At 72.0% G+C, this 13541-nt stretch carries 17 protein-coding genes; 8 read left to right on the forward strand and 9 right to left on the reverse strand.

The annotated features are described in order from the left end of the window. The first annotated feature begins 72 nt into the window (after positions 1-72). The gene (locus FXF51_RS52540) at positions 73-1149 is read left to right on the forward strand and encodes a hypothetical protein (protein WP_148442376.1); all 1077 of its coding nucleotides are present in this window, start codon (positions 73-75) and stop codon (positions 1147-1149) included. A gap of 6 nt (positions 1150-1155) precedes the next feature. On the opposite strand, the gene FXF51_RS52545 is transcribed toward FXF51_RS52540, so the two are convergent. Then, positions 1156-1764 carry a hypothetical protein gene (locus FXF51_RS52545; protein ID WP_148442377.1) on the reverse strand — a complete coding sequence of 203 codons (609 nt, stop codon included), beginning with the start codon at positions 1762-1764 and terminating at the stop codon, positions 1156-1158. Between the two features lie 123 nt (positions 1765-1887). Between FXF51_RS52545 and FXF51_RS52550 the strand changes: the two genes are divergently transcribed. The 3 genes from FXF51_RS52550 to FXF51_RS61440 are packed head-to-tail and all read left to right on the forward strand — an operon-like array spanning position 1888 to position 4108. Continuing rightward, positions 1888-2559, forward strand: a complete 672-nt coding sequence (locus tag FXF51_RS52550; RefSeq protein ID WP_148442378.1) for a response regulator transcription factor — start codon at positions 1888-1890, stop codon at positions 2557-2559. After that, on the forward strand, positions 2556-3935 hold the full coding sequence (locus FXF51_RS52555) for an ATP-binding protein (RefSeq protein ID WP_148442379.1): 1380 nt from the start codon (positions 2556-2558) through the stop codon (positions 3933-3935). Before FXF51_RS52550 ends, FXF51_RS52555 begins: the two co-directional genes overlap by 4 nt. 32 nt (positions 3936-3967) lie before the next feature. Beyond that, entirely contained in the window at positions 3968-4108 is a 141-nt protein-coding gene (locus FXF51_RS61440) for a hypothetical protein (protein WP_187415045.1), read from the forward strand. A 21-nt stretch (positions 4109-4129) separates the two neighbouring features. On the opposite strand, the gene FXF51_RS52560 is transcribed toward FXF51_RS61440, so the two are convergent. After that, positions 4130-4924: an MBL fold metallo-hydrolase gene (locus tag FXF51_RS52560; protein ID WP_148442380.1), complete on the reverse strand. Its 795-nt coding sequence runs from the start codon at positions 4922-4924 to the stop codon at positions 4130-4132. A gap of 30 nt (positions 4925-4954) precedes the next feature. On the opposite strand from FXF51_RS52560, the gene FXF51_RS52565 reads away from it, so the two are divergent. After that, on the forward strand, positions 4955-5386 hold the full coding sequence (locus FXF51_RS52565; protein ID WP_148442381.1) for a VOC family protein: 432 nt from the start codon (positions 4955-4957) through the stop codon (positions 5384-5386). A 16-nt stretch (positions 5387-5402) separates the two neighbouring features. Here FXF51_RS52565 and FXF51_RS52570 read toward each other — a convergent pair whose 3' ends face one another. From FXF51_RS52570 to FXF51_RS52590, 5 genes are all read right to left on the reverse strand, one after another. Beyond that, positions 5403-6044 carry a response regulator transcription factor gene (locus tag FXF51_RS52570; RefSeq protein ID WP_222871864.1) on the reverse strand — a complete coding sequence of 214 codons (642 nt, stop codon included), beginning with the start codon at positions 6042-6044 and terminating at the stop codon, positions 5403-5405. Positions 6045-6060: 16 nt separating this feature from the next. Further along, positions 6061-7224, reverse strand: a complete 1164-nt coding sequence (locus FXF51_RS52575; RefSeq protein ID WP_148442382.1) for a sensor histidine kinase — start codon at positions 7222-7224, stop codon at positions 6061-6063. Positions 7225-7286: 62 nt separating this feature from the next. After that, positions 7287-7793: a hypothetical protein gene (locus FXF51_RS52580; RefSeq protein WP_187415046.1), complete on the reverse strand. Its 507-nt coding sequence runs from the start codon at positions 7791-7793 to the stop codon at positions 7287-7289. Positions 7794-7859: 66 nt separating this feature from the next. Further along, entirely contained in the window at positions 7860-8303 is a 444-nt protein-coding gene (locus tag FXF51_RS52585; protein ID WP_148442384.1) for a hypothetical protein, read from the reverse strand. A 12-nt stretch (positions 8304-8315) separates the two neighbouring features. Further along, complete coding sequence (locus FXF51_RS52590) at positions 8316-10118, reverse strand: flavin-containing monooxygenase (RefSeq protein WP_148442385.1); 1803 nt, start codon at positions 10116-10118, stop codon at positions 8316-8318. A gap of 151 nt (positions 10119-10269) precedes the next feature. On the opposite strand from FXF51_RS52590, the gene FXF51_RS52595 reads away from it, so the two are divergent. The 3 genes from FXF51_RS52595 to FXF51_RS52605 are packed head-to-tail and all read left to right on the forward strand — an operon-like array spanning position 10270 to position 12249. After that, a complete protein-coding gene (locus FXF51_RS52595; RefSeq protein ID WP_148442386.1) occupies positions 10270-11598 on the forward strand; it encodes a hypothetical protein in 1329 nt (442 codons plus the stop codon). A gap of 52 nt (positions 11599-11650) precedes the next feature. After that, the gene (locus FXF51_RS52600; RefSeq protein WP_148442387.1) at positions 11651-11983 is read left to right on the forward strand and encodes an ArsR/SmtB family transcription factor; all 333 of its coding nucleotides are present in this window, start codon (positions 11651-11653) and stop codon (positions 11981-11983) included. Then, positions 11983-12249, forward strand: coding sequence for a hypothetical protein (locus FXF51_RS52605; protein WP_148442388.1), 267 nt, complete (start codon positions 11983-11985; stop codon positions 12247-12249). Before FXF51_RS52600 ends, FXF51_RS52605 begins: the two co-directional genes overlap by 1 nt. A 6-nt stretch (positions 12250-12255) precedes the next feature. On the opposite strand, the gene FXF51_RS52610 is transcribed toward FXF51_RS52605, so the two are convergent. Further along, a complete protein-coding gene (locus FXF51_RS52610; protein WP_148442389.1) occupies positions 12256-12687 on the reverse strand; it encodes a protein-tyrosine phosphatase family protein in 432 nt (143 codons plus the stop codon). A 64-nt stretch (positions 12688-12751) separates the two neighbouring features. Continuing rightward, the gene (locus FXF51_RS52615) at positions 12752-13540 is read right to left on the reverse strand and encodes an SGNH/GDSL hydrolase family protein (RefSeq protein WP_148442390.1); all 789 of its coding nucleotides are present in this window, start codon (positions 13538-13540) and stop codon (positions 12752-12754) included. Position 13541: the final 1 nt, after the last annotated feature.

Genomic DNA, 13541 nt, shown 5'->3' on the forward strand with positions numbered 1-13541 from the left:
ACGGGGGCGCGCTGGTGTGCGTGCCCCTGGGGGCCCGTTGACGTACGAGCAAGCGCTTGTTACAAACCCCGCATGGCGCTGTCACCGCTCGACGACTACCCCGTGCACCAGGCCCCTCAGGTCATGCGGCACGTGACCACCGGAGACCGCAACTTCTACGACCGCTACTACTTCAACTGCCACGCCGCCTCCGACGACCTCATGCTGATCATCGGTCTCGGCCAGTACCCCAACCTCGGCGTCACCGACGCCTTCGCCTGCGTCCGCACCCCCGATCTGCACCGCGTCGTGCGCGCCTCGCGCGAGCTGGGCGCCGACCGGATGGACACGCGGGTGGGCCCGTTCCGGGTCGAGGTGGTCGAGGGGCTCAAGCGGCTCAGGGTCGTCCTGGAGCCGAACGAGCACGGCCTCGCCTTCGACCTCCTGTGGGAGGGCACGATCCCCGCCGTGCTGGAGCCGCGGCACTTCCTGCGCTGGCAGGAGCGGGTGGTCTTCGACTCGGTACGAATGGCGCAGACCGGCCAGTGGAGCGGCACCATCACGATCGGGGAGACGGAGATCCCCGTCACGCCCGACCGCTGGATGGGCACCAGGGACCGGTCGTGGGGCATCAGGCCCGTCGGCGAGCCCGAGCCGCCCGGCATCATGACCAAGAACGCCGGCACGTTCTACTGGCTGTACGCGCCGATGCGCTTCGACGACCACGCCATCCTCTGCATCGTCCAGGAGGACGAGCGAGGCAGGCGGCTGCTGGAGGAGGCCGTGCGCGTGTGGTCCGACGGACGCGAGGAGGAGTACCTCGGCAGACCGGAGTACCGCCCGGTCTACGCCCCCGGCACCCGCGACGTCGTCGAGGCCGTGATCGGGTTCGCGCCGCCCGGCGGCAAGCCGTTCGAGGTGCGCTGCACGCCGCTGCTGCCCGTGCATCTCATGGTCGGCACCGGCTACGGGCTGGAGCAGGAGTGGCGTCACGGGATGTACCAGGGCGCGGGGCCCGTGGTGCAGGGCGTGACCTACCGGCTGCCCGACGACGCCGCCAGGATGTGGGGCCTGGTGGACGCCGTCGGGCGGTTCGAGTACGACGGGCTCGTGGGTCACGGGCTGTTCGAGTACTGGGCGCTGGGGCCGCACCCGTCGTTCCCCGGGTGACGCGGCCTACTCGGCGGGCTTCCTGCAGATGATCTTGACGTCGGCCTTGATCCCGGGTGAGGCCGCTGCCTCCTCGCCCGGCTTCAGCGGCAGGGCGGGGACCGCGGTCTCGGCGTCGGCCGAGGTGAGCTCCTTCACCTTGGCGGCCTCCTCAGGTGAGAGCTCCCGCACCTTGGCCAGCTTCTCGGCCTCCTCGGGCGAGAGCTCCTTGACCTTGCCGAACTTCTCGGCCTCCTTGGGCGAGAGCTCCCGCACCTTGGCCAGCTTCTCGGCCTCCTCGGGCGAGAGCTCCTTGACCTTGCCGAACTTCTCGAGCTCCTCGGGCGACAGCGGCTCCGTCTTCACCGCCACGCCCCCGTCGGGCAGCTTCTCGACCCTCACCTTCTCGCCCGGCGCGACGCGCGTCACCTTGCCGTCAGGCCCGACCACGACGCCCGCCTTGCCCTCCTTGGCGGGCAGCGCCGGAGCCAGCTCGACGGTCTTGCCGTCGGACGTCGTGCAGGTCACCTTCGTGCCGGCGGGCGGGGTGGGCTCGTCGGCCATGGCGGAGCCGGCCAGGCCGGTGACGGCGAGCACGGCGACCGTGCCGAGCACCGCGAGACGACGCTTGAACATGGATTCTCCTCACTGGGAACGACCTGTCGCCCCGAGGATGGCCGCCCGATCCTGAAGTGATCCTGAAGAGCACCTAAATGATCTTCAGGTTGGCTTTAGGTGCCCTGAGGCACCCTGGACGTCGTGCGAGTCTTACTGGTGGAGGACGAGGAGCGGCTGGCCGGCCTGGTCAAGGGCGGGCTGGCGGGCGAGGGCTTCGCGGTGGACGTGGCCCACGACGGGCGCGACGGGCTGTGGATGGCCACCGAGAACGCCTACGACGTGATCGTCCTGGACGTGATGCTGCCCAGGCTGAACGGCTACGCCGTCTGCTCCAGGCTGCGCGAGGCCGGCGACTGGACGCCGATCATGATGCTCACCGCCAAGGACGGCATCTACGACGAGGCCGAGGCCCTGGACAACGGGGCCGACGACTATCTGGCCAAGCCCTTCTCGTACGTGGTGCTGCTGGCCAGACTGCGCGCGCTGGTGCGGCGGGGCGGGCGGGAGCGGCCGGTGTCCATCAGCGTCGGGGACCTCGTGCTCGATCCGGCGGGGCTGCGCTGCCGCAGGGGGGAGGCGGGGATCCAGCTCACGCCGAAGGAGTTCGCGGTGCTGCACGCGCTGGCGCGCCGGGCCGGGGAGGTGGTCTCCAAGAGCGAGCTGCTGGCTCAGGCGTGGGACTTCTCCTACGACGGGGATCCGAACATCGTCGAGGTGTACATCAGCGCGCTGCGCCGCAAGATCGACGTGCCGTTCGGCAGGACGACGCTGATGACGGTCCGCGGCGCCGGGTACCGGCTGGAGGCGGCATGAGCGGGCGAGAGCGGGAGGCGGCGTGGAGCGAGCGAGAGCGGGAGGCGGCGGGGAGCGGGTGGGAGCGGGCGGTGGCGGGGGTGTCATCCGTGCGGGTGCGGGCGACGGCCGCCGCCACGCTCGTGGTGGCGCTGGCGCTGGGGCTGGCGGCGCTGATCCTGGTGCTGGCGCTGCGTGGCAGCCTGGTGAGCAGCGCCGACGCGGAGGCCGTCAAGAAGGCCGCGGCGGTGGCCCCGTACGCCCAGACGCTGGAGGTCAAGCGGGCCGGCGAGGCCGAGGAGCCCGCGGAGACCGTCCCGCTCATGCAGGGCAAGGACGGCGAGGTGCGGCTGAGTGACGGCAAGGTGGTGCGGCTGGCCGACCCCGACCTGCTGATCACCAAGAAGAGGGCGGCCGCGGCCGAGGAGTGGGCCTCGCCCGGCGAGTACGCGGTCGCCGGCGTCGAGGTGGCCACCGCGGCCGGGCCCGCCACGGTGCTGGCCAGGGTCTCCCTGGACACCGTGCAGCAGGCGCTGGGCACGCTGTACCAGACGCTGCTGCCCGGCGTGCCGGCGCTGCTGGTCGTGGTGGCCGCGATGACCTGGCTGTCGGTGGGCAGGGCGCTCGCCCCCGTGGCGGCGATCAGGGCGAAGGTGGCCGACATCACGGCCCGCGACCTGAACCAGCGGGTGCCCGTACCGAGCTCGAAGGACGAGATCGCGGCGCTGGCGACGACCGTGAACGGCACGCTCGACCGGCTGGAGACGGCGGTGGAGCGGCACAAGCGGTTCGTCGCCGACGCCGCGCACGAGCTGCGCAGCCCGATCGCGACCCTGCGGGCCAGGCTGGAGCTGGCCGAGCCCAGCGAGCTCACCGAGGAGGCGCTGGCCGACGTCGAGCGGCTGCAGTCGCTGGCCGCCGATCTGCTCATGCTGGCCAAGCTGGACGCGGGCGAGCCGCTGCGCGCGGCCGAACTGGACCTGGGCCAGGTGGCCGCCGAGGCGGCGCTGCGGGCCAGGCGGCGGCCGGAGGTGCGGGTGGAGCTGGACGTCGAGCCCGACGTGGTGCTGCGGGGGTCGAGCGCGCACCTGGACCGCCTGGTGACGAACCTGGCCGACAACGCCGTCCGGCACGCCGCCTCGACCGTGCGGGTGCGGGTGGCCGCCGAGGACGAGGAGGCGGTGCTGGAGGTGTCGGACGACGGGCCGGGGATCCCGCCGGAGCAGCGGGAGGCGGTGTTCGGCCGGTTCACCCGGCTGGACGAGGCGCGGGCCAGGGACGCGGGCGGCGCCGGGCTGGGGTTGCCGATCGCGCGGGACATCGCGCTCCTGCACGAGGGGTCACTCGTGTACGGCGACCGTGGCTTCGTCGCGCGTTTCCCCCTGCGCCAGGTGTAGGACGTAGTTCGTGCCACACAGGGTGACGCCACGTGCGACCCGCGCCCGTGCGTCATGTGGGCGGCACGGTGCCCCAGTGGTCGCGGAACGACTCGTCGCGCACGCGGCGGGCCTCGTCGTCCGGCTCCGGCGACCAAGTCGCGATGGCGATCCCGCCGGGCGTGCCGACCTAGGGCGGGCCGCCGGGGCAGAGCCTAGGCGTCGAGCTGCAGGAAAGCGCGGGAGATCGCCTGCCGGGAGACCTCCTCGGGGTAGGGGAACGACCTGATCACGTCGCGCAGCCCCTCCACGTGCGCCCGCTTGGCCAGCTCGGCCACCAGGGCCAGCTCGTCGTGCTGCGCCAGCACGAACGACCGGTCCACCACCGCGCCGTGCCCCGGCACGATCACCGGCTCGGGCATCTCGTTGAGCATCGCCGCCACGGTGCCGGGCCAGTCGAGCGGGTAGGAGCCGCCGAACGAGGGCGGCGCCCCCTCCTCCACCAGGTCACCGGCGAACACCACGCCCGCGTCGGGCACGTGCGCCACCACGTCGTTGCTGCTGTGGCCGAGCCCGAAGTGCCGCAGGTGCACGATCCGGCCGCCGATGTCCAGGCTGGCCGCGACGGTGAACGTGTGGTCGGGCGGCACGATCGCCACCTCCTCCAGCTCCTCGCGCCGCTCGGGGTCGCGCTCGATCAGGCGGGCCCTGGTCGCCTCGCCGTCGGTCTCGATCTCCTCGGCGCACCTGGCGTGGCCCCAGATCTCGGCGCCGCCGAACAGCGCGTTGCCGAAGTAGTGGTCGAAGTGGGAGTGGCTGTTGACGACCGTCCACGGGAAGGCGGTGATCGTCCTGATGGCGTCGATCAGGTCGGCGGCCTCCCGGTGGGAGGCCCGTGTGTCCAGCACGAGGCAGTGGCCGTCGCCCACGACCAGGCCGACGTTCATGTCGTAAGACCGGTGACGCCGGACGTAAACCCGGTCGCCCACCTCCTGCCACTGCTTGCTCATGCCAACGAACCATACTTTTAGGATTGATGCATGTCATATGACTTCCAGGTCGTCATCGACTCGGGCGACCCGCACCCCCTGGCCGACTGGTGGGCCGACGCACTCGGCTGGCAGGTCGAGGCGCAGGACGAGGCGGTCATCAGGGAGTTGATCGAGAAGGGGCACGCCCGCGAGGACGACACGACCACGCACAACGGCGCGCTGGTGTGGCGGGTGGGCGCGGCCATCAGGCATCCCGACGGGCTCGAACGTGCTCCGCGCGTGCTGTTCCAGCTCGTGCCCGAGCACAAGTCGGTCAAGAACCGCTCGCATCTCGACATCCGGGTGGGGGCGGGCAACATCGAGGCGGAGGTCGCGCGGCTGACCGCCAAGGGCGCCAAGGAGCTGCACAGGGGCCGTCAGGGGCCGAACTGGTGGGTCACGCTCGCCGACCCGGAGGGCAACGAGTTCTGCGTGTCCTGATCAACAGTGTGGTACGTCAGCCGTTCAGGTACGTCAGCACAGCGAGCACCCGGCGGTGGCCGTCGGCGGCGGGCGGCAGGTCGAGCTTGGTGAAGATGTTGGCGATGTGCTTGGCCACGGCCGCCTCGGTGACGAACAGCTCCTTGCTGATCGACGCGTTCGTGCGCCCCTCGGCGATCAGGCCGAGCACCTCCTGCTCGCGCGGGGTGAGCCTGGCCAGGGGGTCGCGGCGCCGTCGCAGGAGCTGCCGCACCACCTCGGGGTCCACGACCGTGCCGCCGCAGGCCACCCGGTCGAGGGCGTCGACGAACTCGCGCACGTCGCCGATGCGGTCCTTCAGCAGGTAGCCGACGCCCGCGCCGCCGCCGGACTCCAGCAGCTCGGCCGCGTACGTCTGCTCGACGTACTGGCTGAGCACCAGCACCGCCAGCCCGGGGTCGCCGGCGCGCAGCTCCAGCGCGGCGCGCAGGCCCTCGTCGGTGAAGCCGGGCGGCATGCGCACGTCGGTCACCACGGCCTCGGGGCGGTGCTCGGCGACCGCCTCGATCAGGGCGGGCGCGTCGCCGACGGAGGCGACGACGGTGTGCCCGAAGCGTTCGAGCAGCCCGGCCAGGCCCTCGCGGAGCAGGACGGCGTCCTCGGCGATCACCACGCGCACTGTTTCTCCTTAGTTCTCAGCACGGGATCTCCGCCCGGAGGCGGGTCGGGCCACCGGGCGGGCTCGACAGGGACAGCTTGCCCTCGACCACGGCCAGCCGGTCGGCCAGCCCCGTCAGCCCCGTCCCCCTGGCCGGGTCCGCGCCGCCCGCGCCGTCGTCGCGCACCTCGACGACGAGCGTGCCGCGCTCGACCCGGCCGGTGACGGATCCCCTGGTGGCGCCGCTGTGCTTGGCGAGGTTCGCCAGGGCTTCACTGACCACGTAGTAGGCGGTCACCTCGACGGGGGCGGGCAGCCGGCCGGACAGGTCCACCGCCACGTCCACGGGCACGGCCGAGCGCCCGGCCACGTCCTGCACGGCCGCGGCCAGCCCCCGGTCGGTGAGCACCTGGGAGTGCACGCCCCTGATCAGCTCGCGCAGTTCGGCCAGCGCCTGCTTGGCCTCGCCGTGCGCCTGCCGGACCAGGCGGGCGGCCTCCGAGTCGGGTGGCAGGTCCAGGCCCGCGATGCCGAGCGACACGGACAGCGACACCAGCCGCTGCTGCGCGCCGTCGTGCAGGTCCCGCTCGATCCTGCGGCGTTCCAGCTCGAACGCGTCCACCAGCCGGGCCCGCGACCGCAGCACCTCGCTGAGCTCGGACTGGGCGGGCGCCAGGATGGCGCGGGCCATGGCGCCGCGCGCGCCCGCCCAGGCGGTGATCGTGTACGCGGCCACGGGCAGCAGCAGGACGCCCGCCACGGTGGACAGCACGCCGACGATCGGCGCCAGAGCGGGCTGCAGCACCGGGGACAGCGCCAGCACCAGCGGGCCGCCGATCGTGAACGACAGCATGACCAGGTCGATCCACCACAGCGCGAGCAGCGTCATGACCGCCAGCCCGGCCTCGCGCCTGCGCCGGTCCGGCGGGCGCGGCACGGGCGCCGCGTCCACCAGGCGCAGGCGCAGCCGCTCGAAAGGCGCGACGAGTACCGCCGCCAGAGCGAGGGCGGCCAGTCCAGCGACGACGCCCACGGCCGGGTTGACGAGCGTCCCGCCGGCGGCGGCCACGGCGGTGAGCCCCGCGGCCACGCCGGGGACGGCACTGGCCACCAGGTACGCCGCGCCGCGCCACGGCCACGCGGAGGCCAGGAACGGCAGGGGGCGCCGGGTCAGGGCTTCGAGCGCGGTCCTGTTGAGCACCTTCTGACGGTATCGGCCGAGGTCAGGGACGGTCAGTAGTGCTAGGTCCACCTTTGCGGCGGTTACCCGAAGGGCACGTTCGCGCCTCCGGAGGCCGCCGGCGTCTGGGGCCGGCTCTCCTCAGGACGGCGGACGTAGGGCAGCACCCCGATCTGGAAATCGTCCTCGTAGATGATCGTGCCGGGGTCGGGCGAGCGCACGACGTCGTACGGAACGTCGTAACGGCGCAGCAGATCCTCCAACGGCGCCAGCTCGGCGATGAGGCGGGCCGCGTCGGGCTTGAACCAGGGAACGGCGCGGATGGTGTTGCCGTCCGCATAGAAGGGCGGGTACGGCAACCGCGCGATGAACCAGTTGTCCACCGTCGTGAACAGTTCGTCGTCCTGCGGTGTGAGCCGACCGGCGCGGCGGAGGTGGTGACAGGCGGCGAAGATGCCCACGGGCACGCCGAGCCGTCCGTAATAGCGGACCTGGAACCGTACAAAAGGGCCGCCGTCGCCTTCGCGCAGGGGTTTCCGGCTTCCATGAGTCACATTGCAGGGTTTACCCCGTTTGATCGCCGCGCCCACGCAACGCATACCCTACGGACACGCTTGTCGCACGCCGGAGTCACACGCCGGGGTCACCAGCCGGGGTCAGGCGTGCGCCGCGCCCCGCCGCCCGAACTGGTCGGCCACCGCGTCGAACGTCGGCACCGCCGCGCCCGGGTCCGCGACCTGCGCCTTCGGCAGCCCGAGCTGCGGGTCGAAGCACTCGAACCCGGACTCGCGCTCCACCACCGACGCCACCTCGTACAGCAGGCCGACGACCTGCCTGGCCGCCTCGCCGTGGGTCCAGTAGGGCACGCTCATCTCCCAGCCGCCCTCCCAGTGGTTCACGGAGATGCCGGTGCCGTCGTGGTCCAGCTCCCAGTTCGGCGGGTAGGCGACGATGTTGACCTCGCCGAGCAGGTCGCGGGCGCCGGCGACGACGCCGTCCCAGGCCTTCAGGTCGGGCTGCGGGGCGCTCGCGGCCGCCGTCAGCGCCTCGTCCCAGGACTGGCCCGGGTCGCGGCGGTAGAAGTACAGGTCGTAGCTCATGGTGGACGAAGGCTACCGATCTTGGCCTCCGTGACGGAAGTCCAGGCCGTCGAACGTGCCCGACTCGCGCCAGCCGTCGATGAAGGCGAAGTACGCCATCGCCCCGTGCGGGTGGCCGACGCCGAGCCAGCTCTTCGGGCCGGGGTCCTGGCCCTCGTTGTTGTAGTAGCCCGGCGTGCACTCCTGGGAGCCGAGCAGCCGGCCCGTGCCCGACAGGAGGAACTCCACCCAGCCGTCCTCGGCCTCCTTGGTGGGTTCGACCTCGGCGTACCCGTGATCCAGCGCGTGCCTGACGGTGACGGCGATCGTCCTGCCCGCCTCCGTCAGGTTGTGCGGGATGTTGGAGATGAGGTTGGCGCCCTGCGTCGGCTGGACGAGGAAGGCGTTGGGGAAGCCGTGCACGTGCACGCCGTGCAGCGTGCGCATGCCCTCGGCCCAGTGCTCCGACAGCCGGAGGCCGCCGCGGCCGGTCAGGTCGTAGCCGGCGCGGCGGGTGTAGTCGGTGCCGACCTCGAAGCCCGAGGCGTAGATGACGCAGTCCACCTCGTACTCCCGGCCCGCCACCACCACGCCCTTCCCGGTGATGCGCTCGACGCCCTTGCCGCCGGTGTCCACGAGGCGCGTGCCGGGCTCGTTGAACGCCTGGAGGTACTCGTCGTGGAAGCAGGGGCGCTTGCAGAGCTGGCGGTACCAGGCCTTGAGTGCGTGCGCCGTCTCCGGGTCCTCGACGACGGCGTCCACGCGGGCGCGGATCTCCTCCATCTTCTCGAAGTCGGAGTCCTCGAAGGCGGCCAGCATGTTCTCCTGCGTGAGCTCCTCGGGCCGCAGGTGCTCGATCTTGGCGCGGAACCGGCGGGACAGGTCGGTCCAGCCGTCCATGACCAGGTCCTCCTCGGCCGGGGCGCCGGTCTGGTTGGCCGTGAAGTTCTCCAGCCAGCGCTGCTGCCAGCCTGGGGTGGCGATGGTGGCGAACCAGCCGGGGTCGGTCGGGCGGTTGTCGCGCACGTCCACGGAGGAGGGGGTGCGCTGGAAGACGTACAGCTCGCGGCAGGCGCGCGCCAGGTGCGGCACGCACTGGACGGCCGTGGCGCCGGTGCCGATGATGGCCACCCGCTTGTCGGCCAGCCGGTCCATGGGCGCGCCGGAGGGGTCGCCGCCCGTGTACGCGTAGTCCCAGCGGCTGGTGTGGAAGGCGTGGCCGCGGAAGTCGTCGATGCCGGGGATGCCGGGCAGCTTGGGCACGTGCAGCGGGCCGATGCCCATGGCGACGAACTGGGCGGTGAACGCGTCGCCGCGGTTGGTCCTGATCAGCCAGCGGGACCGCGTCTCGTCCCAGGTCAGGTCGGTGACCTCGGTGTGGAAGAGGGCGTTGTCGTACAGGCCGTAGTGCTTGCCGATGCGGCGGCAGTGCTCCAGGATCTCGGGCGCGTGCGCGTACTTCTCGGTCGGCATGTGGCCGGTCTCTTCGAGCAGCGGCATGTAGACGAAGGAGGCCGTGTCGCACTGCGCGCCGGGGTAGCGGTTCCAGTACCAGGTGCCGCCGAAGTCGCCGCCCTTCTCCACGATGCGCACGTCCTCGACCCCGGCCTCCCTGAGGCGGGCGCCGGTGACGAGCCCGGCGAAGCCGCCGCCGACGAACGCGACCGTCACGTGGTCGGTCTTCGGGGCGCGCTCCATCACCGGGGTGTAGGGGTCGTCGAGGTAGTGGGCGAAGCGGCCGGTGAGCCGGAGGTACTGATCGTTGCCGTCCGGGCGCAGCCGCTTGTCGCGTTCTTCGCGGTACTTGCGGCGCAGGGCTTCCTTGTCGACGGTCATGTATGTCCTCCGCGGGAGGCGACGACGGACCTAATTCCAGAATGTCATTCGGTAATGGCGCCGACAAGAGGCCACGCCTGCGGGATCCCCGCTCACTGACCGGGATGTCCACTATGGTGGGGTCTCGGACGCACGAGGAAGTGGATCTGTCTTGGCCCATCGCGCACTGGTCATCGCCATGCTGCCGGCGATCGGGCTGCGGGTGCTCACGGTGCTCGGCTTCCCGCCCGCGATCCTCTTCTACGGCGACTCCTTCGCCTTCCTCAAGGAGGAGCTGGCGCCGGGCACCGCGCGCCCCTCCGGCTACTCCCTGCTGCTGGCGCTGCTGCGCCCCGCGCACAGCCTCACGCTGGTCACGGTCCTGCAGCACCTGCTCGTGCTCGGGCTCGCCGTCGCCCTGTACGCGCTGCTGCGCCACCGCGGCCTGCCAGGCTGGGGCGCGACGCTGCTGGTCACGCCGCTGCTCTACGACGAGTTCCTGCTCCTGCTGGAGCACATGATCATGGCGGACGCCGTCTTCATCGTGCTCGTCGCCGCGGCCGTCGCGCTCATCGTCTGGCGCGTCACCCCGGCCACGGCCGCCGTGGGCGGGCTGCTGCTGGGCCTGGCCGGGATCACCAGGACCGTCGGGCTGCCGCTGCTGATCCTGACCGCCGCGTACCTGCTGGTCAGGCGGTACGGCTGGCGGCCCCTGGTGGCGCTGCTGGTGGCCGGGGCGATCCCGCTCGGCGCGTACGCGACCTGGATGAAGGTGGAGAAGGGCAAGTTCGGCCTCACCGAGGCCGACGGCAACTTCCTGTGGTCCAGGACCATGAGCTTCGCCGACTGCGAGGTCATCAAGCCGTCCGAGCGGCTGGCCGTGCTCTGCCCCGGCATGCCGGTCGAGCAGCGGCCCTACCCGCCGCACTGGCTGTGGGAGAGCTTCTCGCCGCTGCTCAAGGTGCCGGGCACCGCCAACCGCAACCAGCTCGCCGGCGAGTTCGCCAGGCAGGCCATCCTCGCCCAGCCCGGCGCCTACCTGGGGGCGGTCGCGACCGACCTCAGGCAACTGCTGCGCTGGGAGCGCACGGCGGTGGACGAGAAGACGCCGTACAAGCTGCCCGCCTCGGAACGGCCGATCAGCGAGTCGGTGCGCGGGGTCGCCGAGTCCTACGAGGCAGGGCCCGCGGCGACCCGGGTGGTCGAGCCGTTCGCCGGCTGGCTGCGGGCCTACCAGCGCTTCGGGTACGTGCCGTTCCCGCTGCTCACGCTCGCCCTGGTCGCGACGCTGGCGGCGGCGCTGGTCAGGCGGCGGTGGGACGCGCTGCTGCCCGGCCTGGCCGCGCTCGCGCTGATCGCCTCGCCGCCCTTCCTGGCGGCCTTCGACGTGCGGTACGTGATCCCGGCGATCCCGCTCATCTGCCTGGCGGCCGGACTGACCCTGGTCAAGCAGGATCGGGCCGCGCCCGCGCGGGAGCGGGAACCGGTCAAAGTGGCCTGATCCGCTGTGTTACGGTGCCCCGTAAGGTGATGCTTACAGGTGATGGGAAGCTATGACGGAGGCCGGGCCGACGGGTGACGACCTGGTCGAGGTGCTCGCCGCGCTGGCCAACCCGCTGCGGGTGCGCATCATCGCCCAGCTCGCCGCCGGACGCGACTACGTCAGCCACCTGGCCCGCGTGATCGGCGTGAGCCGCCCCCTGCTGCACATGCACCTGCGCCGGCTGGAGGCGGCCGGGCTGATCGCCGGCAGCCTGGAGCTGTCGGACGACGGCAAAGCCATGAAGTACTACGAGGTCACGGACTTCAGCCTGCACCTCACCGCGTCGACGCTGGCCGAAGCGGCCAGGACAATCACGAGGCCGGACCCCGAGGAGGGCTCCTGATGTCGTACACCTGGCCCGAGGTGATCTTCTTCCTCGGGGTGCTGATCCTCGTCACATTCCTGATCAGCGTGTTCACCGTGGGGATGTTCGAGTCCCGCAAGTCGAGGCGGCAGGCCGACGCGGCGGAGGCGTTACGGGAGCTGGTGCAGCGGTTCGAGCAGCTCGCGCAGAGCACCGTGGAGACGCAGGAGCGCATGGCCGCCGAGCTGGCGGAGCTGCGCTCCCGTACGGAGTCGATCGAGCGGATACTGAAGACGGTGGAGTGACCGTCCTCAAGCGTTGAAGCGGGCGACGAAGCGGCGCTGCCAGGGGGTCTCGACCGCGTGCCGGTCGTAGTGCTCGCGCACGTAGGCCACCGCGCCGGCGGCGGGGACGCCGTCGAGCACGGCCAGGCAGGCCAGCGCGGTGCCGGTACGGCCCTTGCCGCCGCCGCACGCCACCTCGACCCGCTCGGTCTCCGCGCGGCTCCACGCCTCGCGCAGCGCCTGGGCCATGGCGTCGCGGTCGGACGGGAGCCAGAAGTCGGGCCAGCGGATCCAGCGGTGCTCCCAGGAGACACCCGGGGGCTGCTTGCCGAGGCAGTAGAGGGCGAAGGCGGGCTCCGGGCCTTCCGGGAGCGGGCGGCTCAGGCCTCTGCCGCGGATGAGGCGGCCCGACGGCAGGCGCAGCACCCCTGCGGCTGCGGGGTCCCAGGTCTCGATCATGAGGCCGAGCGTAGCCAGGGCGGGCGCGGGGCCGAGCGGGCTTCCGCTACGGGCTGAGGTCGAGTCATGCTTTCGCGAGGCCGGTCAGCCAGCCGCTGGCCAGTTCCGTGACGATGGCGCCGCCGCGGTCGGTCAGGTGCACGTGGTCCACCAGCAGCTCCCGGCCCCCCGCCTGGGCGATCTCGTCCCACGTGCGCCGGAGCAGGTAGTGCTGGGCCGCGACGGTGAAGGCGAGCGGGAAGCTGAAGCCGTACGAGGTCCTGGCGCCGTGCCGGAGCACGTCGGCCATGCGCTCGTGCAGCGGCAGGTAGCCGGACCCGGTCTGCGAGGCGATGTCCTTGATGGCGGCGTTGTAGCCGGTCAGGGTGCGGTTGATCGGGGCGTCCAGGTTCTCGCCGAGCGGAGGCAGGGACATCAGGGCGACGTGCGCGCCGGTGCCGCTCTTGACCCGGTCCACGATGGCCCGCAGGTTGGCGCGGTAGTCGTCCAGCGGGACGGAGTTGCGCACGTCGTTGGTGCCGATCAACAGCGTCACCGCGGCGGGGCGGCAGGCCACGATGTCGCTGTCCACGCGCTCCAGCAGGTCGGCGGTGGTGTTGCCGTTGCTGCCCGCGTTCACGAACTCGTAGGCGGGGAACGCGGCACGCAGCGACCCCACCCAGTCGGCGCCGAGCGACCCCTGCGTCATGCTCGCCCCGGCGGCCACGACGCGCGGCCGGGTGCCCTTGGCGGCGCAGGCGTCGGCGGGCGGGTTGTCGGCCGGTCGGAGGAAGGTGAGGTAGGCGACGGTCCCGGCGGCGCAGAGCGCGGCGGCGAGCAGCAGGCTGAGGGTGATGATGATCGGTCTCTTCACG

The organism is Nonomuraea sp. PA05, from assembly GCF_008086045.1.
GTDB lineage: Bacteria > Actinomycetota > Actinomycetes > Streptosporangiales > Streptosporangiaceae > Nonomuraea > Nonomuraea monospora.